At 69.2% G+C, this 19,508-nt stretch carries 20 protein-coding genes and 1 pseudogene; 9 read left to right on the top strand and 12 right to left on the bottom strand.

Annotated features, from left to right (window positions below):
• Nucleotides 1-65: 65 nt before the first annotated feature.
• The gene (locus ACNF49_RS00405; protein WP_482942455.1) at nucleotides 66-494 is read right to left on the bottom strand and encodes a hypothetical protein; all 429 of its coding nucleotides are present in this window, start codon (nucleotides 492-494) and stop codon (nucleotides 66-68) included.
• Nucleotides 495-1,095: 601 nt separating this feature from the next.
• On the opposite strand from ACNF49_RS00405, the gene ACNF49_RS00400 reads away from it, so the two are divergent.
• On the top strand, nucleotides 1,096-1,488 hold the full coding sequence (locus ACNF49_RS00400; RefSeq protein WP_482942454.1) for a hypothetical protein: 393 nt from the start codon (nucleotides 1,096-1,098) through the stop codon (nucleotides 1,486-1,488).
• On the opposite strand, the gene ACNF49_RS00395 is transcribed toward ACNF49_RS00400, so the two are convergent.
• The 9 genes from ACNF49_RS00395 to ACNF49_RS00355 all read right to left on the bottom strand — a co-directional run bounded on the left by ACNF49_RS00395 (nucleotide 1,454) and on the right by ACNF49_RS00355 (nucleotide 10,354).
• A complete protein-coding gene (locus ACNF49_RS00395) occupies nucleotides 1,454-2,317 on the bottom strand; it encodes a pentapeptide repeat-containing protein (RefSeq protein ID WP_482942453.1) in 864 nt (287 codons plus the stop codon). The two genes, ACNF49_RS00400 and ACNF49_RS00395, sit on opposite strands and share 35 nt — an antisense overlap.
• Before the next feature lie 979 nt (nucleotides 2,318-3,296).
• On the bottom strand, nucleotides 3,297-3,959 hold the full coding sequence (locus ACNF49_RS00390; RefSeq protein WP_498701717.1) for a hypothetical protein: 663 nt from the start codon (nucleotides 3,957-3,959) through the stop codon (nucleotides 3,297-3,299).
• A gap of 468 nt (nucleotides 3,960-4,427) precedes the next feature.
• Complete coding sequence (locus tag ACNF49_RS00385; RefSeq protein WP_357967261.1) at nucleotides 4,428-5,021, bottom strand: hypothetical protein; 594 nt, start codon at nucleotides 5,019-5,021, stop codon at nucleotides 4,428-4,430.
• Nucleotides 5,022-5,082: 61 nt separating this feature from the next.
• Nucleotides 5,083-6,045 carry an ankyrin repeat domain-containing protein gene (locus ACNF49_RS00380; RefSeq protein WP_482942451.1) on the bottom strand — a complete coding sequence of 321 codons (963 nt, stop codon included), beginning with the start codon at nucleotides 6,043-6,045 and terminating at the stop codon, nucleotides 5,083-5,085.
• 63 nt (nucleotides 6,046-6,108) lie between these two features.
• Nucleotides 6,109-6,681 carry a DUF6461 domain-containing protein gene (locus ACNF49_RS00375; RefSeq protein ID WP_357967266.1) on the bottom strand — a complete coding sequence of 191 codons (573 nt, stop codon included), beginning with the start codon at nucleotides 6,679-6,681 and terminating at the stop codon, nucleotides 6,109-6,111.
• Nucleotides 6,682-7,057: 376 nt separating this feature from the next.
• Nucleotides 7,058-7,876 (bottom strand): hypothetical protein, encoded by an 819-nt coding sequence (locus ACNF49_RS00370; protein WP_482942450.1) that lies wholly within the window; start codon nucleotides 7,874-7,876, stop codon nucleotides 7,058-7,060.
• 158 nt (nucleotides 7,877-8,034) lie between these two features.
• A complete protein-coding gene (locus tag ACNF49_RS00365; RefSeq protein ID WP_482942449.1) occupies nucleotides 8,035-8,739 on the bottom strand; it encodes a class I SAM-dependent methyltransferase in 705 nt (234 codons plus the stop codon).
• A gap of 40 nt (nucleotides 8,740-8,779) precedes the next feature.
• Nucleotides 8,780-9,550: an arylamine N-acetyltransferase family protein gene (locus ACNF49_RS00360; RefSeq protein WP_482942448.1), complete on the bottom strand. Its 771-nt coding sequence runs from the start codon at nucleotides 9,548-9,550 to the stop codon at nucleotides 8,780-8,782.
• Between the two features lie 54 nt (nucleotides 9,551-9,604).
• Nucleotides 9,605-10,354 carry a class I SAM-dependent methyltransferase gene (locus ACNF49_RS00355; protein WP_357967279.1) on the bottom strand — a complete coding sequence of 250 codons (750 nt, stop codon included), beginning with the start codon at nucleotides 10,352-10,354 and terminating at the stop codon, nucleotides 9,605-9,607.
• Nucleotides 10,355-10,425: 71 nt separating this feature from the next.
• Here ACNF49_RS00355 and ACNF49_RS00350 point away from each other — a divergent pair, with 71 nt between their 5' ends.
• Entirely contained in the window at nucleotides 10,426-10,995 is a 570-nt protein-coding gene (locus ACNF49_RS00350) for a CGNR zinc finger domain-containing protein (protein WP_482942447.1), read from the top strand.
• Between the two features lie 7 nt (nucleotides 10,996-11,002).
• Here ACNF49_RS00350 and ACNF49_RS00345 read toward each other — a convergent pair whose 3' ends face one another.
• Together ACNF49_RS00345 and ACNF49_RS00340 are read right to left on the bottom strand one after the other, a co-directional pair.
• Nucleotides 11,003-11,944, bottom strand: a complete 942-nt coding sequence (locus ACNF49_RS00345) for a D-2-hydroxyacid dehydrogenase family protein (protein ID WP_357967284.1) — start codon at nucleotides 11,942-11,944, stop codon at nucleotides 11,003-11,005.
• 313 nt (nucleotides 11,945-12,257) lie between these two features.
• Nucleotides 12,258-12,629, bottom strand: a complete 372-nt coding sequence (locus tag ACNF49_RS00340; RefSeq protein WP_357967287.1) for a hypothetical protein — start codon at nucleotides 12,627-12,629, stop codon at nucleotides 12,258-12,260.
• Between the two features lie 292 nt (nucleotides 12,630-12,921).
• On the opposite strand from ACNF49_RS00340, the gene ACNF49_RS00335 reads away from it, so the two are divergent.
• The 7 genes and pseudogenes from ACNF49_RS00335 to ACNF49_RS00305 all read left to right on the top strand — a co-directional run bounded on the left by ACNF49_RS00335 (nucleotide 12,922) and on the right by ACNF49_RS00305 (nucleotide 19,473).
• Nucleotides 12,922-14,778: a glycosyltransferase family 2 protein gene (locus tag ACNF49_RS00335; RefSeq protein WP_482942446.1), complete on the top strand. Its 1,857-nt coding sequence runs from the start codon at nucleotides 12,922-12,924 to the stop codon at nucleotides 14,776-14,778.
• A gap of 74 nt (nucleotides 14,779-14,852) precedes the next feature.
• Nucleotides 14,853-15,860: an energy-coupling factor ABC transporter permease gene (locus ACNF49_RS00330; RefSeq protein WP_482942445.1), complete on the top strand. Its 1,008-nt coding sequence runs from the start codon at nucleotides 14,853-14,855 to the stop codon at nucleotides 15,858-15,860.
• A 23-nt stretch (nucleotides 15,861-15,883) separates the two neighbouring features.
• Nucleotides 15,884-16,639 (top strand): cobalt ECF transporter T component CbiQ, encoded by a 756-nt coding sequence (gene cbiQ, locus ACNF49_RS00325; RefSeq protein ID WP_498701710.1) that lies wholly within the window; start codon nucleotides 15,884-15,886, stop codon nucleotides 16,637-16,639.
• Nucleotides 16,633-17,370, top strand: coding sequence for an energy-coupling factor ABC transporter ATP-binding protein (locus tag ACNF49_RS00320; protein WP_358289230.1), 738 nt, complete (start codon nucleotides 16,633-16,635; stop codon nucleotides 17,368-17,370). The genes cbiQ and ACNF49_RS00320 overlap by 7 nt, the downstream gene beginning before the upstream one ends.
• A 172-nt stretch (nucleotides 17,371-17,542) precedes the next feature.
• Nucleotides 17,543-17,881: an STAS domain-containing protein gene (locus ACNF49_RS00315; RefSeq protein WP_101785558.1), complete on the top strand. Its 339-nt coding sequence runs from the start codon at nucleotides 17,543-17,545 to the stop codon at nucleotides 17,879-17,881.
• A gap of 48 nt (nucleotides 17,882-17,929) precedes the next feature.
• A complete protein-coding gene (locus ACNF49_RS00310) occupies nucleotides 17,930-18,703 on the top strand; it encodes an SDR family NAD(P)-dependent oxidoreductase (protein WP_357967298.1) in 774 nt (257 codons plus the stop codon).
• 6 nt (nucleotides 18,704-18,709) lie between these two features.
• Nucleotides 18,710-19,473, top strand: a pseudogene (locus tag ACNF49_RS00305) (crotonase/enoyl-CoA hydratase family protein).
• The last annotated feature ends 35 nt before the right edge of the window (nucleotides 19,474-19,508 follow it).

Here is a 19,508-nt window from a genome sequence, read left to right as displayed (position 1 = left end):
TCACGGTTGCCCCTTGAAGGTGGAGGGGGCTGGAGTCTGTACAGGTAGGCCGTGGGGTCGCTGCCCTACTCCGCGCGTACGGTCACTTCTGCTCGTGGTGCGTAAAAGGCCAGGTACAGCGTGAAGGTGTGCAGGGTGAACAGGTCGGCGCCGTCCCAGTCAAAGAGTTCGACCTGACCAGGTGGAGCATCGGGGTGAGCGGTCACGCAGTCATGGCCGTCCTGGTCCTCCTGCCACTCGACGAGGCGGACATCCTCGAACCGGAAGACCACAACGGGCGTCTTCGACAGCTCGGGTGGAGTCCACTGCGGATCGTAGACAAACTCCAGCTCCAGCACTGGTGGCCTGCCGGGCCGGTAGGTCAGATGTCTGAATGTGGTGTCGTGCAGGTAGACGTGGGCGGAGTCCTCGGTCCAGAACTCATACAGTCCTCCCGTGGAGGTGACGCCACGATCCTTGTCCTTGGTCACGCCGGCGAACTCAGTCACTGACATGAGGACATGGTCCCGCACACTTGAACGATCTCGGAAGCTTCCTGCTGGCTCGTGACAGTAGCGCTCTCACCGCACACGGGCTCGCCCCATCCACACGTTCCTGACCACGGTTTCGATCAGCCGAGCAGGGCGATTGCTCCGCCTAAAAGGCGGACACCCACATGTGGAGTGCGATGCTGTACAGCAGCCGATACGGCAACACCGCCTTAAGCAATCGCTCGCCATCGCACCGCAGCGATCATCTGAGCTGCTCGGGATGTCCTCAACGAGGCATCTGCCATTTACCGGTGATCGAGTGCTTTGGGAGTGGCCTTACTCCCCGAGTGCCATCTCGCGTTTCTCGTCCTGACCAGTTGGGTGACGATCGAGGTGTGCCGCTACGGAGGTTCGCGGATTTCTGCAGTCTGGACGCCCAGGTCGGGCGGTGGGACGGCCTGAATCTCTGGTGCAGTCCCACCGGATCGTCCGGTGCGGACAGGACTTCGTGTTCTTCGGGCTAGAGCCATGTATCTCGCCCTCTTCGAGGGCGTTGGTCCGCTGGTGGGACTGTTGATCCCGTCTGCTGCGTTTCCTGTGGGCTTGATCGGTAGAGTGGCCGGCCATGGGCGTTTTCGTCGACTACTTCGCGGCGGACTCTGATGAGTCCGCCCGGCTGGCCCTGGACGGCGGGCCGGAGGGCATCAACCTGCCGTACGTCGATTGCAAGGGATGGCTCGACGAGCTCGACACGCTGGTCGCGGAGCTCAGCGGACGCGATCTGAGCGAGTTCGGGGACAGCGAGACCATCGTGGACGACGGCGAGTCAGCGGGCGTGGACCGGGCAGCGCCCGAGACCGTTGCCGCACTCGCCGCCGTGGACGACGTGCGGCTGCGCGAGTACGCCGAGGAGGAACTGCTCGACGAGTTCGAGGTCCAACGCATCACGGCCTTGCGGGATCTGGCTCGCGAGGCGGTACGGCTCAACCAGGGCCTGTATCGCTGGATGTGCGGCTGAACGCCTCGAACAGCTCCTCGCGCAGCGAGGGAGGCAGCTTGCGGCCCATGTCCGACGGGCTCACCAGCGCCTGATCGTCGTTTTGTGCCAAGGCCGTGTCCGCGAGGTACTCCAGGCTGAAGCGCGCCGCCTTCCGGTGGTGTGCGTCCGGCCACTGCTCCACCAAGGGCAGCACCGCCGCCACGCGCGCGCTGATCCGGTCGAGGAGCGCGTAGTCGGGCAGGCCGGGCCAGCGCTGGGCGTGCAGGTCGATGTGGTGGAAGGCGACGTAGTCCAGCTCCGCGCCGGTGAAGTCGTTGCCGGTGAAGTCGTTGTGGTCCCTGCCCAGCGCATCTTGGTGCTCGGTTGGGCGACCCCAGAAGTTGACGTTTCGCACGCGACCGAGGAAGACACAGTCGACGAACTGTGCCTCGGCAGTGCTCGTCTGGTCTCTCAATCGGGACCGGTCGAAGGTGCACCTCTCGAAGCGGACGTTGCCGAAGAACGTGGAGGACGCGAAGCGGGTGCGCCGGAACACGCAGTCGCGGAAGACCGACTGCGGCCAGCCGACGCCGTCCCATGGCCCCCGCCTGCAGGTCGTGGACATCGACAGGCGCTCGAAGACCACGCCCGTGAAGTCGCATCCTTCGAACTCGCTGCCGTGAACGGTGAACTCGGCGAACCGCATTCCGGAAAAGTCCACGTCCACCAGCCGGGACCGGTCGAAGGTCACGCTCGACACATCGGCGGGCAACTCGAACCGCTGGCCGCGAAGCTCACCACGCGCGATCCACGCCGGATCCCATCCTTCTGGGCTCGGCTCAAGGCTGTACTGCTCGAACGCGCTCATGTGCGCCACCTGCCACGGCTGCGGCCGGAACACGTGTCCGCGGAGAGTCTCTCCGCGCCGGGAGGACTGGCCGCGATGGTGTTCGCTGAGAGAACCAGGTCATGCATGTGCGGAGTCTGGCAGTCACGTCCGACAAACCGCCGGCCGAGCTGGTACGGAGCTCCCAGGGGGATCGGTGCCGACGTGCTCGTGGGGATGCGAGTGGCCAAGACCCGTTTTCCTGGCCGACGACGGCGCCGAAAGAACACGCCCACGGAACCAACCAGATGCACACCCGTCCGACGGCAGCTCCAACGTCCCCATGCGCCTGGCCGACGCACACTGTCGTCACGCTCGCAGAGGCGAACTCAACGCAGCAGCTGACGAAGGAATGGCCGCAGTCGACATCCACCGCCTGTCTCTTACAGACTCGTGAACCGCACGTGTTTGAAAAGGGCTGTGATTCTGCCGTAGTGCGGCGCGCCGCGCCGCCAACTCCTGAGGGGACGACTCGGCAGACCCGCGAGTACGCCGCGATCAAGATCTCCGGTACAGAGCCATGAACCGCGAGGCGATGCTGCACTCCAGGTGGACGGGTGATCATTGACAGTTGGCAGGATCGTGGCCCTGGCGATCGAACTCTTCCCGCCTGATCGTCACGTCGACCCAATCGGGGGCGTCCGTCTCTCGTCGTACCCCTGGTGCTCTGCCCGTCCAGGGACGGTGCGAAGAAGTCCGCGACCGTTGCTGCTCACGAAGGGCCGGGCATGGTGGCCCACGGGCCCGAGATGTCCACAGCGTCAGGAGCTGCTTCCCCGAAGCCCGATGGTTGCCGGCCCGATCACGCATGAGCGCCGCATATGCGCACGTCAAGCGAAGCCGACATCGTTGCCGTGGCATCCGCCTGCGACAGACTGGACGACCGTGCGTTCGGGGGCGACGCGATTGCGGGAGCTCTGGTCAGGTTCCGCCGACGGGATCGAATCTGACGTGGGGAGGGCTACGCGAACGGGGCCGGGTACGGGCGGCCTTTCACCGAGTCGTGGATGCGGCGCAGCCATGGCTGCCGGAACTTCGGCAGTCGCTCCAGTGTGCTGACGAATACCTGCCCATCGGGATGGAACAGGCGGTGCGGCAGCAGCGGGAGCGGATCGTCGTGGCGGACGGCGGCAGGCATCCCGTACGCCGCGAGCATGAGCCGTCGATCGTCGTTGAAGGCCAGGTACGTCCACACGTCCGCAGCGAGCGGCACCACCGTGCCCGCGTCACACGGCCAGACCTCACCGGTCTGCGGGTGCTTCGGCACCAGGGCGAGGTCCGTGATCGGGGTGGACAGGCCGGGGCCGGCCAGGGCGAGGTGTCGTTCCGGCGGCCCGGGAGGGAGCAGGCTCTCGATCGTCCGGCGAAACGTCTCTGCGACCGGCATGTCAGGGACGGACACCCGCTTGCCCCCCGAAGCCACCACCAGGTGTGCCAGGGTCACCGCGATTGAGGCCTCCCACTGTGGGCTCCAGAAACCAAGCGGATCAACGGGTGGCGTGCTCGGCAGCTCCGTCCAGTTCATCACCCGCTGGACGGGGCCGGCGACGGCGACGGGACGCACGGCGTCCGGCTCCAGCCACACCACCTGCCAGAACCCGCAGTCGTCGACGCGGGTCGCCACCGGGCGGTCGCACCTGGCGCAGGCCAAATTGGGGCCGTACTGGCCGTCCCAGCCGCAACAGCAGCCGCCCAACCGGTCCGGGATGAAGACGGTTCCGCGGACGTCGCCCGGCGCGATCCCGATCCTGTTCGGGGGGCCCGTGATGCAGTACGTCAGTTGTCGGACGCGGTGATATTCCGGTTCGGGCATCAAGGGGGCCCTTGGGCGGCCATGTCCAGGGTCCACGGCGTATGTTCCCGGCTCCAGGAGACCGGGGAGCAGGTCATGGCCGTACTTCTGGCCGGAGTGGTCGGGGAGCGCCACCCGTGCGACCCGCGCGGTCAGCACGGCGCCGCACGACGTACAGGAGAAGACGACCAAACAGCCTCCTTTGCCGTTTACGAGGCGATCATGGTGGCACAACATCCCGCCTGGCGGGGAAACGCGCAGAATCACCGCGTCGCCGGAGCCGGCCGAGGACGAGAAGGCTCAAGTGATCGCGAAGTGCTGGTCGAGGGCTGCGATGAGCTGGTCGGCCGGCCCCGGGGTAGTGATCGTCGCCCACTGCCGGGCGAGGTCGAGGAACCCGGAGAAGTGCTGTTGGGCTGTGGTGAGCAGGCTGGAGAGCTCGTCGCGAGTGATCTCGATGGGCGGAGAATCCTCGACGTGCTGCCGGAGCTGGATGACGTGACCCACATGGGTGATGTGCGGCGTGGGGTCGTGCCCCAGCCAGGGTTCGTGCCCGCGTGCCACGTCCCACCAGTCCCGCCAGTTCTCCAGGCCGAAACAGCAACCGGGCGGGACGTCGACGTCGGTGGTGGTGTCGCGGAGCCGCAGACCGCCCGGAGCAATCAGGCCGCCCGTTTCGGCGAGGTGTTGGTGCAGATGCGCCTCGGTCAGGTCGGCGGCGTGCGTGGTCGGGAGGCCGTTGTAGCTGAAGATCACGGCCATGGCCGTCCCGACGTCGGCGGGAGACATCCGGCCGGAGAGGGCGAGAAGGCGGTCGTTCGACGGCTCGGTGATCGGCCAGGCCGTGAAGTCCACCGCGTCGTGGGTCTCCAGGACGACTTCGATGATGACCATGGCCGGCAGTATCCAGGCATCGGGTGTCGGTACAGGCTTTGCATCGTCCTTGGGCCGTACGTCAGGCCCAGAAGTCCCTTTTGGGCAGTCGTAGCCAGGCGCCGGGTGGGCCGGTGATCGGCCGGGCGTCGGCCAGGCGCAGGCCCGCGCCGGCGCAGCAATACGCCGGACAGCGGTCGCGGTAGAGGTAGGCGGCGAGGATCTCCTCGGCGGGGGCGTCAGTGGGGACCATGAAGGCGCTGTCCGGCTCCCAGGCCATGACCTCGCCGTCTCGGGCGATGTGCCCGAAGATGCCGCCTTTGGCGTTGGAGTGCATGCTGTAGCAGACCGTGTCCGTCGAAACGAGCCTGCCGAGGCCGGGAGTGTAGGCGACGTATCCCCAAGGCTGGGTGATGACGCAGCCGCCGGGTACGTCGGTGATGCCGACGATCCATTCGGCGTCCGGGACGTTGTACCAGGCCTCGTACAGGGCATCGACGTCCACGTCGTCGGCAGGGGTGGCTTCCAGGCGCGCTGTCGCCTCGGCTGCGCTGACGCCGGCCACGCAGGCCAGGCTCAGGCCTTCGTAGTGGAAGTCTCCCAGCGCGGGGATCAGCCGCTTGGCCTCCGCGGCGGCGGTGGCCTCGGCCGTGGAGAGGCTGATCTCTGACGGGGGGACCGGGAAGAGGTCGGGATTGGGGCCGGCCAGGCTGAGGCGGCCGGGGGACCAGCCGTTCATCATGTGGCGCCACGGGTCCGCTCCGGCGGCGACGAGGGCTCGGGCGTTGTCGGTGCGGCCCTCGAAGACGGCCGTCCAGAGGGCGGTACGGCCGCGGTGTTCGGCGTCGACGTCGTCGACCCGTGCGGCCAGTTCGGCGACCACCTCCGGCGAGCCTCGCTCAGCCGCGACGTGCAGCGGCTTGTCGAAGAGACGCACGCCGGAGTCGGGATCGGCGCCCGCGGCGAGCCGAGCGCGGATCAGGCCGAGGTCTGTCCATTCGTCCCAGCCGACGATCCACCATCCGAGGTCGTCGGTAGCGGTCATGGGACTCCTCCAGCACATCGATGATCTGGCACCCGGCTTCGACGCGTATCGGGCTTGCCGGCGTCAGGGCTTGCTCACAGGCGGGATGACGCCCCATCTGAACGCGGAACTCTTCAGCAGGTGCTCCGTCGCCCTGATGCCGGTCAGGTGCTCGACGAGCAGGAAGGCCGGCCCTCTGTAGAGCCGGGGACGCGATGGGTAGAGCCTGTCGATCTCCGCCATCGTGTCCACGAGCTCGGCGGGCGTTTCCGTCAGGAAGCCTTCGTCGCCGCCCCAGCCCAATCTGATCTCGCCGTCCTCGCACCAGTAGAAGTAGTCGAGGTCCTTGACGCCGAGTGCGGCCTGGGAGACGAGGCGGGTGCCCTTCGACAGCTCGGTGATCAGGTCTTCGCAGGTGCCGAGCCAGTCGGGGTCGAAGACGAACGTCCAGTCGCCGATGGAGGTGACGCCGACAGCGGCCCCGGGGTCCGGGTAGTCGTCCGGGTCTTCGGGGAAGGGGCCCGGCGTGAAGTCCTCCCATCGGCCGCCGAGGCGCGCGACCACCTGTTCGGGCGTGGCGCGCACGTAGATGAAGCTGTAGCACTCCTCGGCGTATTCGCCGCAGAGCCAGGAGACATCGGGGGGCTGCAAGGACATGCCGTCATGCTGCCAGTCGGCACCGACAGGAACAGCTCGCGTCGTCGGGAGGCGGCCGGCTCTGTGCGTTGCGCCGAAGTGTCCAGGGGTGAGCCGAACGTCGGTCAGCATCCCTGCTCGGGGATGGCGGCCAGGTCCATGACCATGTACCGCTTGCGGGCGTCGTCCCGCCAGAACAACAACGGACCGCCGGGGAGGGAACCGCCGACGTAGGGAGCCGGGCGATGAAAAATGATAGGCGCTGGTTCTTCGTCGCCGAGCTTCGTCCGGAAAGGTGGCCGAGTGGCTGAGCGACCACGCCGGCTGAGGGCGGGGCTGCGGTGGCAGTCCCGCCTCGGCGGGCGGCAGGTCGGTGATGCCGGGCCTGCTGAGGTGGTCAGAAGGGGCCGGTCTCCGGGTAGCCGGCCTTGATGACGGCCCTGCGGGTCTTCGGGGTGAGCTTCTTCTCGTTGACGACCTTGCCGGCCGCCGGTGCGGTGATCTTCGCCTTGGCGCCCCAGCCGGAGTACTTGGTGTCGGTGTGGAAGGCCATCTGGCGGTAGGCGTCGCCGTCGGAGGAGGAGGTCGAGTCGACGACTGCGCGGCTGAGCAGGTTGTTCTTGTCGAAGTACAGGTGGAACTCGACGCTGCCTTCACCGGCCGACTTGTCGTGCCGGTAGGCGGCGAGGGTGGCGGTGCCCTGGTATTCGCCGGTCGCCACCTCGGAGGAGTTGTCCAGCATGAACTTCAGGTCCGCCGGGGTGACGCCCATGCGGAGGATGGCGTTCTCGCGCTCACCGGTCCTCGATCCGATCCAGGAACGGCCGGCGGGCAACGCCTTGACGATGCCGGGGTTGGTCACGTAGGCGTTTCTGCCTTCGGCGACGACCCGGTAGGGAGGCTCGGTCCCCTGGCGGGACGACATGCGGATGCGGAGGTCGGCGGCCGCCACCTTGCCCTTGCCGAACGCCAGCGTGCCGTTGGTGCGGGTGTTCACCTGCACCTGCATGGCCTGGTCGTCGACGGAGAAATCGACGGTGATGCTGCTTAATTGGTCGATCTTCACGCTCTTGCCCGGTAGTAGCTGGGCTTTCAGGGCTTTCACCGCGTCCGCCGGGGCGGCCTGCGTGGTCGCCGGGGATGCGGCCTGAGCGGGTACGGCTGCCGCGCCCACGATCGCCGCCGTGGTCGCGAGGCCCGCGAAGAAGAGCTTCATTAGTGTCCTTCATTTAGATGGATATAGCAGGGAAAAAAGAGTAAGAGAGCGCTGTTGGCCGGATGAGTAATATTCCGTAACGATCGTGTGCCGACTGATGTCGACGAGGCCGCTGGTTTGTGTCCGTCATTTTCATATATGCCGGGCATTGACGTCGATCAGGTGCGTCGCCAGGCGAGGAGGCCGTCGGGGGCGGCGGTCCGGACGTAACCCGCGCTCACCAGTTCGTCCCGAAGTGTCTCCCAGGCGGGACGATGGGCATGGCCGACGAGTTCTTCCTCGCTGAGCACTTCGTCGCCCCGGGTGATCCGGTAGAGGTAGCGGCAGGTGGCGCGTTCGTCGTCCGACTCGATGATCTCGGACGAGACCGTGTACGTGTGGCGGCCCACCCGGCGGGAGTCCAGTTGCCGCATGGGACGCGGCTTCGGCGGGCCGCCGTCGCGCCAGGTCAACAGGAGAAGACCGCCGGGCTCCAACCGGTCGGCCAGGACGGGCCAGAGCCGCCTGCGGTAGCCGGGTTCCAGGGCGTACAGCACATTGATCATCACCATGGCCTCGGCCGGCTCGTCGAGGTCGAGGCTCAGGGCGTCGCAGGGCAGCACGGTGACCCGTTCGAGCAGGTCGGGCCGTTCGGCCAGGCGGGAGAGCAGTACTGCCCGCATCGTGTCCGAGGGTTCCAGGGCGAAGATCTCGGCGGGCGTCCATTCGGCCAGGAATGTGGTGATCAGGCCGGTTCCGGCGCCTATCTCCACGATGCTGCGGCGCACTCCGGTCAGGAGAGACGGCAGCTTCTCGCGTACGCCCGGTATGTGGCTGTGCACGGCGAGCAGATCGTAGAAGACGGGAGAGATGTAGTCGGCCATGGTCGGCCACCGTAGTCCAGCCGGTGCGACGTTCCCGGGGTCAGGCTCCCGCCGCCGGCGCCCGGTCGAGCGTCACGCCGAAGTGCTCCCGGTACGCCGGAAGCAGCTCGTTCTCGTTCAGGATGCGTTCGGCGCGTTCGCCCTGCCGGGTGACGATCAGCTTGCGTCCGCTGATCGTGGTACGCCCCTCCGCCGTCCGTATCGAGCACACCGGCGACCGGGTGAAGTGCGAGTCCGGTGAGGTCGCCTGCCACCAGCAGGTCGGCACGAAGTCGGCCAGCTCGTACGGCCGCGCGGTGAGCCGGTAGGCGGGCTCGCCGTTGTGCGACACGTCGAGATCGCCGTCCTCCCCGGGAGCGGGCACGATCTGGAAGACCCCCGCCCCGTCCTTCTGCTCGCCGCGCTCGTCGATCCGCAGCGGCTCGTCGGCGAAGTCGCCGAAGCCGACGTCCACCAGCCAGGGCTCGTCGAGGTCGACGCGGAGCGCGAGGTGGTCGAACAGCGGCCCCGGCCGGCCGCCGCCGAACACCCGCGCCGCGAGCAGGGTCACCCGGTAGCCGAGCGCGGTGAGCAGCGCGGCGAACAGGCCGTTCTGCTCGTAACAGAAGCCGCCGCGGCGGCGGGTGATGAGCTTGTCGAACAGGGCGTCGGGAGCGAGGGAGATCGGCTCGCCGAGGTGGATGCTCAGGTTCTCGAACGGCACCGCCCTCAGGTGCGCGAGCTGCAGGGCCCGCAGGCCGTGGACGTCCGGCGGCACCGGCCGGGACGCTCCGAATCTGTCCAGGTAGCGGGTGACTTGCGACTCGTCCATGACCTACAGGAAACCACGTCTCGCCTGCCTGCGCCCGCCGGATGGCGTCGCGGGTCAGCTTCGCACGGCGCACAGCAGGCGGTTGTTCCCGCGCTGCCACAACGTGCCGATCTCGCCGAACCCGGCCTTGGCCAGCGCGCCGACGTGCTGCTCGACCAGATGGGACTCAGAGCCGTGATGGGACGCGCCGGCCGTGCTGCGCTCCTGGTTGAGGTCGGCGAAGGCGGGGTCGGCGGCGATGGCGTCCCACCAGGCACGCCAGTCCTCGGGGCGGCGGTCGCCGAAGACGCGGTCGGTCTCACGCTGGTGCACCGCGTGCTCCAGCCGGGCCAGGGTGGGGGAGGAGGAGTCCATGTGGTCGCCGTTGAGCAGGATCCCGCCGGGGCGCAGGACGCCGGCCAGCTCGGCGTACGTCTCCTGAAGCTCCTCGGGCGAGATCCAGTGGAGCGCGGTGGTGCTGACCGCGGCGTCGGCGGGACGGTCGAGGCCGAGCGCCTCGGTCCACCCGCCGGTGCGCAGGTCGGCCGAGACGAACCGCAGCCCGGGGTAGGCGGCCCGGCCGAGCCCCAGCAGCAGCGGGTCGGCGTCGACGGCGATCACGGTGGCCGAGGGCAGGCGTTCGAGCAGCCGGGCGGACAACGACCCCGGCCCGCACCCCAGGTCGATGACCACGGGATCCGGCCGGCCCAGCGCTTCGACCGCGTCGATCAGCGCGGTGAAGCGGGCCTCCCGGTCGGGCAGATACCCCTCCTGCTGACGGTCCCAACGCTCGATCCATGCCAGCGCGGCTTCCTGAGTGAGCATGAGATCTCCCTGTAACTGTCGTCTAAGATTTGAGCAGTCACAACTTAGAATGCGAAGGCGTAACTGGTCAAGTGGATTACAACAGTCACACAGATGCGATCGTCCGGGTCGCGGTGGCGCTGGTCAACGCGCTGACCCCGGGCGAGCAGCGAGGGCGCGAGTTCCCCGTCCCCGACGACCTCGCCGCGGCCGCCTCCGGCGCGCTGGGCAGCGTCTATGCCGGCCACCGCGGGATCGGCGCGGCCGACGCCGCCGAGCTGGCCGAGGTCGCGGCCCGGCTGCGCGTGGTGTTCCGCGCGGTGGCGGACGGCGACGTCGACACCGCCGCCATGGCCACGAACGCGCTGCTGGAGGAGAGCAGGGCCAGGCCGATGCTCGAACGCCACGATGGCGAGCCGTGGCACCTGCACTTCCACGGCCCCGGCGGCTCGGTGGCGGGCGACTGGGCGGCGAGCTGCTCGACCGGGCTCGCGATCGTGCTCGGCAGCGAGTTCGGCGACCGGCTCGGGGTCTGCACCGCCCCCCACTGCGACCGCGTCTACGTGGACGTCTCCCGCAACGGCACCCGCCGGTTCTGCTCCACGGCGTGCCAGAACCGCGTCAAGACCGCCGCCTTCCGGGCCAGGACGCGGGCGGAGTGAGCCGGGGTCAGGCCAGGACGCGGATCGGCGCGCCGGCCAGGAACGCGTCGATGTCCTGCACGGCGTCGCGGAAGTAGGTCTCGTAGTTGCCGCCGGTGACGTACCCGAGATGGGGGGTGGCCAGCACGTTGGGCAGTTTGCGTAGCTCGTGCCCGGCGGGCAGCGGCTCGGTCTCGAACACGTCGAGCCCGGCCCCCGCGATCAGCCCCTCGCGCAGCGCCGACGCCAGGGCGGCCTGGTCGACGATGGCCGCCCGCGAGGTGTTGACCAGGTAGGCGCTGGGCCGCATCAACGCCAGCTCGCGCGCGCCGACCAGCCCGCGGGTGCGCTCGCTCAGCACGAGATGGACGGAGACGACGTCGGACTCGGCGAACAGCTCCTCCTTGGCGACCGCCCGCACGCCGAGCTCGCCGGCGCGCGCCGCGGTCAGGTTCTGGCTCCAGGCGATGACGTCCATGCCGAACGCCTGCCCGATGCGGGCCATCTGCGCCCCGATCTTGCCGAGGCCGAGCAGCCCGAGCGTGCCGCCGTGCAGGTCCATGCCGACGGTGCTCTGCCACGGGCCGTCGGAGCGCATCGCCGTGGCCTCGGGCACCAGGTGGCGGGCGAGGCCGAGGATGAGCGCCCAGGTCAGCTCGGCCGGCGGGGTGGAGGCGCTGCCCGTGCCGCACACCGTGACCCCGCGGGCGCGGGCGGCGTCGAGGTCGACGGAGGCGTTGCGCATGCCCGTGGTGATCAGCAGGCGCAGCCGGGGCAGCCGCTCGAACAGCTCCGCGCCGAACGGCGTGCGCTCCCGCATGACGACCACGATCTCGAAGTCCGCCAGGGCCGCCACCAGCTCGTCCTGGCTGGTGAAGTGGGCCAGGAAGCTCGTGGCCCGGACCCGCGACCAGTCGGCCAGCCCGAGGGCCACGCCCTGGTAGTCGTCGAGGACGGCGCAGCGCAGCATGATCCGTGATCCTACGCCGCGGCCCCCTGCTCCAGCTCCCCGGCGGGGCCGGGGAGCTGGAGCCCGTTCAATCGGCGGCTAGCCTTTCCGCCTCGTCGTGCAGCGCCGCGACCAGGATCAGCTCCAGGTTGAGCTCCTCCAGGTCCGGCGACGCCAGACCGTCAAGGACGCGCATGGTGGGCCTCCCTGAACAAAAGACGTCTCAGGTGTCACATAGGTTCACATCTATCTGAAACGTTCTCAGGGGAGGCGTGGGTCGGATGGAGGGGGAGTCATTCCGTCGAGGGTTCCGGGAATTGTCCCGGACAAATCATCAAGCCACTCCCGACAAACCGGAATCGCGGTTCAACTCGATGTCCATCTGCATCGCCAGAATCTCCTGCCGCTCCTGGTTGATCCTGCGGCAGAGCGTGACATATGCGGTCAGCACCTTGGCGTAGGAAGCCCGTGCCTCCTCCAGCTGGCCGCGCAGACGTTCGATGCGGTCGGGGTCGGCGAACTCCTCGGCCTCGGCCTCGGCCAGCAGCGCGCGGGCCTCGTCGACGATCTCCTCGGCCCGCATCCGCGTACGTCGCAGCATCGCCGAGCACTCGAAGAGCTCCGTCAGGCGCGCCGACGAACGAGCGAACTCGGCCTTGCCCATGCCCGTGCCGCCCGCCCGATGCCAGCGAAGATTCGATGCCATTACCGCCACCTCCCCGGTCAAGGTTGCCTAACTGTAGACGTGTGTACCCCGCCGGAGGATGACCTGAGACGCCCACGGAGTAGGTCCCTGATCCCGGCGGAGAGTTTTCTTCCTCTGGCAGGTCGAGGATTTTCCCCTGAAACTCATTCGGTCCCTGGTGAATGTGCTGATTAGAGCCATCTGTGGGGTCTATCCGAGGAATGCAACGAATCGCCGGGGTCGGCAAATAGGTGACTCGAAGACGGTCGATCGGGCCCCGCGGCGACGGGCGTTCGTCACATACTGAAACGACATGGCGGCGCAACGTGACTCCGAGGTGACGGCAGTGGTGGCGATGTCGGCGGCGGGTAACAACGACGAGACGGTCGACGTCAGCGTCGTCATCCCGGTGCACAACTGCCGTCCCTATCTGGACAGGTGTCTCACCTCGGCGCTCGTGCAGCGGGTGAAGAAGGAGATCATCGTCGTCGACGACGGCTCCACCGACGGCGGCGCCGAGCTCCTCGACCTCTACGCCGCCTACCACCAGTCCAGCGTCAAGGTCGTGCACATCGAGGGGTCGGGCGGCGCCGGCCGGCCGCGCAACGTCGGCCTCGCCCACGCCACCGGCCGGTACGTCTTCTTCTGCGACGCCGACGACCACCTCGGCCCCGAGGCGCTGGAACGCATGGTCGCCATGGCCGACAGGAACGGCTCCGACATCGTGCTCGGCAAGATCGTGGGCCACGGCAGGCGGGCCCCCGCCTCGATGTTCCAGCAGAACGCCGAGCGCCTGACCCTCGCCGACAGCAACGTCTACAACAGCCTGAGCTGCTTCAAGCTGTTCAGACGGGAGATGGTCGAGCGGCACGGCATCCGCTTCGCCGAGGACATGCTGGTCGGCGAGGACATCATGTTCACCGTGCACGCCTACTGCCACGCCGGCGTGATCTCGGTGGTCGCCGACCACGACTGCTACCACCTGGTCTCCAGGTCCGACGGCAGCAGCATCATGCAGCAGGCCGGCAGCCGGGACCCGATCGCCTGGCTGACCATGATCCGGCGGCCCATCCGGCTCATGGCCCGGCACGTCGAGCCCGGCCCGCTGCGCGACCACCTGCTGCGCCGGCACTTCAGGCTCGACGCCTTCGCCCAGCTCGGCGCGGTGTTCCTGGAGAGCGACGACGTGCGCCGCAAGGAGATCGCCCAGGAGGTCGCCGCGCTGTGCGACGAGTGGTTCACCCCGGGCGTGCACGCCCGGCTGAACACCATCGACAAGCAGCGCGTGGCCGCGCTCGGCGACGTCGACCGCCTGGTCCGGCTGGCCCGCATCGAGAGCGCCACCGTGCGGCGGCGGCTGACCGGGCTGCGCTGGGAGGACGATCACCTGGTGGTGAGCGGCATGGCCGGGCTGGAGGGCATCAGCCAGGACGACGGCGTGGCCCTGGTGCTGCGCGCCCGCAACGACCCGCACGGCGAGCTCGTCGTCCCGGCCGAGCGGCAGGGCGCGGAGTTCACCGCCCGGGTGGAGGCCGCCGCGCTCGCCTCCGGCGTCTGGGACCTGCGGGTGGCGGTCGAGCTGGAGGGGGTGGTGCGCCACGGCAGGCTGGGCGCCGACCGCGACAACGGCGTCACCCGGCCGCAGCCCCGCCTGATCGGCGGCGTGGTGACCCTGCCGTACTTCACCAGGGACAACGGCAACCTGAGCATCGACGTCGGCGGCCATGTCGTCGCCGTGCCCGGCACCGTCCGGCTGGAGCGGACCAGGTGGGGGCTGGGCCATCGGCTCGTCGTGCAGGGCGAGGTCAGCGTGGCCGGAGAGGTCCCCGAGTGCGCGGCGATCAGGCAGATCGTCTGGCGCGAACGGCGTACCGGCCGCGAGCGCGCCGAGCGCGTGACGGCGCTGCCCGGGGGCGGGTTCGCGGCCAGGCCGGCGGTGGGCCGGCTCCCGCCCGGCACCTGGGACGCCTACCTGGAGCTCGACCTGGGCGGGCCGCCCGCGCTGTTCAGGATCGAGACCGACGCCGACACGGTCGCCGGTCCGCGCAGGTGGCGGGGTGCGGCGTTGCTGCGCAGCGTGCGGCCGTACGCGACCTCGGGGAAGGGGCGGCTGAGCACGGTCGTGCACCGGCTGACACCGCGAACGATCCTCAGGAGGATCCTTCAGTAATTGCCACCTATGTGCAGGTGCAAGGCAATGCTCTAAAGTGAGGAGGATTTGTTCGTCCTTCTGGAGGCGTTGCCGTGCACGTACCCGATGGCTTCTTCAACGCAGCTACATCCGTCTCCGCCGGAGCGGTGGCGGCCGCCGGGGTAGCGGTCTGCCTGCGGGGCGCCCGCCGGGAGCTGGACGACCGCACCGCGCCCATGGCGGGGCTCGTGGCGGCCTTCATCTTCGCGGTCCAGATGCTGAACTTCCCCGTCGCGGCGGGCACCAGCGGCCACCTGCTGGGCGGCGCGCTGGCGGCGATACTCGTGGGTCCCTACACAGGCGTGCTCTGCATGGCCGTGGTGCTGCTGGTGCAGGCCGTGTTCTTCGCCGACGGCGGGCTGACCGCGCTGGGCGTCAACATCACCATCATGGGCATCGTCACCGTGCTGGTCGGCTGGGGTGTCTTCCGGCTGGTCACCGCGATGGCCAGGGGCCGGGGCGGGGTGACGCTCGGGGCGTTCCTCGGGGCGCTGGTCTCGGTGCCGGCCTCGGCGCTGGTGTTCTCCGTGCTGTTCTGGATCGGTGGCACCGCGCCCATCGAGGTGTCGGCCGTGGCCGCGGCCATGGGCGGCGTGCACGTGCTGATCGGCATCGGCGAGGCGCTGATCACCGCCACCACCGTCGCCACCGTGCTGGCCGTACGGCCCGACCTGGTGTACGGCGCCCGCGGGCTGGCCAAGCCGCTCGTGCTCAAGGGGGCCGAAGGCGCCACCACGACGGTGGGCGAGCCGGCGCCGGCGGCCCGGCCGGGCGCGCTCAAGCCGTTCCTGCTGGGCGGGATCGGGCTGACCCTGGTGCTGGCCGGCGTGGTGTCCTTCTTCGCCGCCTCCGACCCCGACGGGCTGGAGGCCGTGGCCGAGAACAAGGGCTTCAGCGGCCGGGCGGCCGACCACGCGTTCGGGTCGTGGGCGCTGGCCGACTACGGTGATGTGGGCGGCATCCCGGTCGGCGTGGCCGGGATCGTCGGCGTCGGGCTCGTGCTGCTCATCGCCGGTGCCGTGGCGTTCGCCGCGCGCAGCCGTACGAACGTGGGGGTCTGATCTGTGAGAGACGGTGAGTGACGGTGGGCGTGGGGCATCGGCACGATCTCTACCTGCCGGGTGACTCCTCCGTCCACCGGCTGCCGCCGCAGTGCAAGCTGCTCGCCGTCTTCGCCTTCGCCGTCGTCGTGGTGGCCACACCGCGGGAGCGCTTCTGGGCGTTCGCGGTCTACGCGGCGCTGCTCGGGGGCGTCGCGCTGGCCGCGCGGGTGCCGGTCGGGCACGTGCTGCGGCGGATGGTGATCGAGCTGCCGTTCGTGTTGTTCGCGTTCCTGATCCCGGTGATCGGGATGGGCGAGCGCACGACGGTGCTCGGGGTCTCGCTGAGCGTGCAGGGGTTGTGGGCGGCCTGGAACATCCTGGTCAAGGCCACGCTCGGGGTGATCGCCTCGATCCTGCTCGCGGCCACCACCGAGCCGCGGGTCATCCTCGTCGGGGCGCAGCGGCTGCGGCTGCCGAGCCTGCTGGTGCAGATCGCCATGTTCATGCTCAGGTACATGGACGTGATCGTGGAGGAGATGCGGCGGATGCGGGTGGCGCGCGAGTCGCGCGGGTTCGAGGCGCGCAACTTCCGCCAGATCCCGGTGATCGCGCGTTCGGCCGGGGCGCTGTTCATCCGTTCGTACGAGCGGGGCGAGCGGGTGCATCTGGCGATGCTGAGTCGCGGCTACGCTGGACGGATGCCGATAATTCAAGATATTTCGGCATCTATCGGGCAGTGGGCGGCGGCGCTCGTCCTGCCCGTCGTGGCACTCGCGGTTCTGGGGCTCTCATGGTGAACTCTCTGGAGGTCAGTGACCTGGCCTACGCCTACCCCGACGGCACTCAGGCGCTGTTCGGCGTGAACCTGGCGATCGGCCGCGGTGAGCGGGTGGCGCTGCTCGGCCCCAACGGCGCCGGCAAGACGACCCTCGTCATGCACCTCAACGGCATCCTCACCGCCGGGCACGGCAGCGTGGCCGTGGGCGGCGTCCCGGTGCGCAAGGACACGCTCAAGGAGATCAGGCAGCGCGTCGGCCTGGTCTTCCAGGACCCCGACGACCAGCTCTTCATGCCCACGGTCAGAGACGACGTCGCCTTCGGCCCGGCCAACGCCGGTCTCAAGGGCGCGGAGCTCGACCGGGTGGTCCGCGACGCGCTCGACCGGGTCGGCATGCTGGAGGCCGCCGACCGGCCGCCGCACCACCTGTCGTTCGGGCAGCGGCGCCGGGTGGCGGTGGCCACGGTGCTGGCGATGCGGCCGGAGATCCTGGTGCTCGACGAGCCCTCCTCCAACCTCGACCCGGCCGCGCGCAGGGAGCTGGCCGAGATCCTGCGTTCGCTGGACGTGACCGTGCTCATGGTCACCCACGACCTGCCGTACGCGCTGGAGTTGTGCGAGCGCTCGCTGATCCTCTCGGGAGGCGTGATCGCCGCCGACGGGCCCACACGCGAGCTGCTGGCCGACGCCGAACTGCTGGCCGGGCACCGCCTGGAGCTCCCCTACGGCTTCGCCGTCCCGGCCGGGTGAGCAACCTGGTGCCCAGGTCGCGGGCCGGGCGGTCGGCTGGGTAAGAACCCTCAGCGCCGCGTCTAGCGCATGATTCGTCCGCTCTAGTCCTTCTGTATCCGGCTCTTCGTAGTTTGTGCATGCCCGCTATCCGGGGATGTCGAAGTACAGTGGCTCATCGAGGAGGGGCCAAATGAAGCTGCGGCTTGCGCGACACGCCCTGGGTGACGCCGTGGTGGTGGCTGTTGAGGGAGAGCTCGATCTGTTCACCGCACCGTTCCTCCGCGACGAGGTCCGCGACGCCATCAAGCAGGACAGCGCCAGGCTCGTGCTCGACCTGCAGCAGCTGTCGTTCATGGACTCCAGCGGTCTGTCGGTGCTGATCGAGGCCTGGCGGCTGGCCACGGGAGAGGGAGGCGGGGTGTCCCTCGCCGCGCCCCAGGCGCCCGTGGCGCGCATCCTGCGGACCACGGGGCTCGACCGGCGGATCAAGGTGTACTCCGACGTCGACAGCGCCGTGGGGGAGATTTAACCCGCCCCGAGTAGAACTTCATTCGGTTGGCGCGTTAAGGTCCGGGATATGGACGTCAACGGATCTGCAGCAATCATCTCCGGCGGTGCCAGCGGCCTCGGTGAGGCGACGGCCCGCGAGCTCGCCCGCGCGGGCGCCACCGTGGTCATCGCCGACCTCAACGAGGAGCGCGGCAAGGCCGTCGCCGACGAGCTCGGCGGCGTCTTCGTCAGGACGGACGTGTCGGACGACGAGCAGGTGCAGGCGGCCGTCGACGCGGCCGTGGCCACGGGCAAGCCGCTGCGCGTCGTGGTCAACAGCGCGGGCATCGGCTGGGCCGAGCGCACGGTCAACCGCGAGGGCAAGCCGCACAACCCGGCCACGTACCGCAAGGTGATCGAGGTCAACCTGATCGGCACCTTCAACCTCATGCGCATCGCCGCGGCGGCCATCGCCGCCACCGAGCCGGTCGACGCCGACGGCCAGCGCGGCGTGGTCATCAACACGGCCTCCGTCGCCGCCCTGGAGGGCCAGACGGGCCAGCTCGCCTACTCGGCCTCCAAGGGCGGCATCGTGGGCATGACGGTCCCCGCCGCGCGCGACCTGGCGGCCATCGGCGTACGCGTGAACACGGTCTGCCCCGGCATCATCGACACCCCCATCTACGGCTTCTCCGGCAACGCCGAGGAGTTCAAGGCCAAGCTCGTGGCCCCCGTGGTCTTCCCCAAGCGCATGGGCCGGGCCGACGAGTTCGCCCACCTGGTGCACTCGCTCGTCCAGAACGACTACATGAACGCCGAGGTCGTGCGCTTCGACGGCGGCATCCGCTTCCAGCCCAAGTGAGGTCCCGTGTCTGACGAAGTGCTCGTCGAGGAGTCCGGCAACGTCGCGGTCATCACCATCAACCGGCCGAAGGCGCGTAACGCGATCAACGGTGCGGTGGCCCGGGGGATCGCCGAGGCGCTGGACACCTTCGACGCCCGCGCCGAGATCTCGGCGTACGTGCTGACCGGCGCAGGGGGCACGTTCTGCGCGGGCATGGACCTCAAGGGGTTCCTGTCCGGGGACTTCCCGGTGGTCGAGGGCCGCGGCTTCGGCGGCATCGCCGAGGCGCCGCCCAAGAAGCCGCTGGTGGCCGCGGTCGAGGGGTACGCGCTGGCGGGCGGCTTCGAGCTGGCCCTGTCGTGCGACGTCATCGTGGCCTCGTCGGAGTCCACGTTCGGGCTGCCCGAGCCGAAGCGCGGGCTGGTGGCGGGCGCGGGCGGGATCATGCGGCTGCCGCGGCGGATCCCGTACCACGTGGCCATGGAGATCGCCCTGACCGGCGACCACTACCCCGCCTCCCGCCTGTACGAGCTGGGCCTGGTCAACCGGATCACCGAGCCGGGGGCCGCCCTGGAGGGCGCGCTGGAGCTCGCCCGCAAGATCGCCGCCAACGCCCCCTGGCGCTCGCGGCGACCAAGAAGGTGATCATCGAGTCCCAGGACTGGCCCCTGGAGGAGATGTTCAAGAAGCAGGGCGCGATCATCAACCCGGTGTTCGGCTCCAAGGACGCCATGGAGGGCGCGGCGGCCTTCGCCGAGAAGCGCGCCCCCCAGTGGAAGGGCGAGTAACCCTCACCCGTACGCCGGCCCCTTCCGCACGACCG

This window comes from Actinomadura sp. ATCC 39365, from assembly GCF_054392275.1.
The sequence above is the reverse complement of the archived record's forward strand: the minus strand, read 5'-3'. Positions and strand labels throughout refer to the sequence as shown.

Coding starts and splice junctions, on each gene's coding strand:
- ACNF49_RS00405 (WP_482942455.1), bottom strand. CDS start 494: ATGTCAGTGACTGAGTTCGCCGGCGTGACCAAGGACAAGGATCGTGGC.
- ACNF49_RS00310 (WP_357967298.1), top strand. CDS start 17,930: ATGGACGTCAACGGATCTGCAGCAATCATCTCCGGCGGTGCCAGCGGC.
- ACNF49_RS00320 (WP_358289230.1), top strand. CDS start 16,633: ATGGTGAACTCTCTGGAGGTCAGTGACCTGGCCTACGCCTACCCCGAC.
- ACNF49_RS00380 (WP_482942451.1), bottom strand. CDS start 6,045: ATGACCGCTACCGACGACCTCGGATGGTGGATCGTCGGCTGGGACGAA.
- ACNF49_RS00370 (WP_482942450.1), bottom strand. CDS start 7,876: ATGAAGCTCTTCTTCGCGGGCCTCGCGACCACGGCGGCGATCGTGGGC.
- ACNF49_RS00315 (WP_101785558.1), top strand. CDS start 17,543: ATGAAGCTGCGGCTTGCGCGACACGCCCTGGGTGACGCCGTGGTGGTG.
- ACNF49_RS00395 (WP_482942453.1), bottom strand. CDS start 2,317: ATGAGCGCGTTCGAGCAGTACAGCCTTGAGCCGAGCCCAGAAGGATGG.
- ACNF49_RS00335 (WP_482942446.1), top strand. CDS start 12,922: ATGGCGGCGCAACGTGACTCCGAGGTGACGGCAGTGGTGGCGATGTCG.
- ACNF49_RS00365 (WP_482942449.1), bottom strand. CDS start 8,739: ATGGCCGACTACATCTCTCCCGTCTTCTACGATCTGCTCGCCGTGCAC.
- ACNF49_RS00355 (WP_357967279.1), bottom strand. CDS start 10,354: ATGCTCACTCAGGAAGCCGCGCTGGCATGGATCGAGCGTTGGGACCGT.
- ACNF49_RS00345 (WP_357967284.1), bottom strand. CDS start 11,944: ATGCTGCGCTGCGCCGTCCTCGACGACTACCAGGGCGTGGCCCTCGGG.
- ACNF49_RS00385 (WP_357967261.1), bottom strand. CDS start 5,021: ATGGTCATCATCGAAGTCGTCCTGGAGACCCACGACGCGGTGGACTTC.
- ACNF49_RS00375 (WP_357967266.1), bottom strand. CDS start 6,681: ATGTCCTTGCAGCCCCCCGATGTCTCCTGGCTCTGCGGCGAATACGCC.
- ACNF49_RS00360 (WP_482942448.1), bottom strand. CDS start 9,550: ATGGACGAGTCGCAAGTCACCCGCTACCTGGACAGATTCGGAGCGTCC.
- ACNF49_RS00400 (WP_482942454.1), top strand. CDS start 1,096: ATGGGCGTTTTCGTCGACTACTTCGCGGCGGACTCTGATGAGTCCGCC.
- ACNF49_RS00340 (WP_357967287.1), bottom strand. CDS start 12,629: ATGGCATCGAATCTTCGCTGGCATCGGGCGGGCGGCACGGGCATGGGC.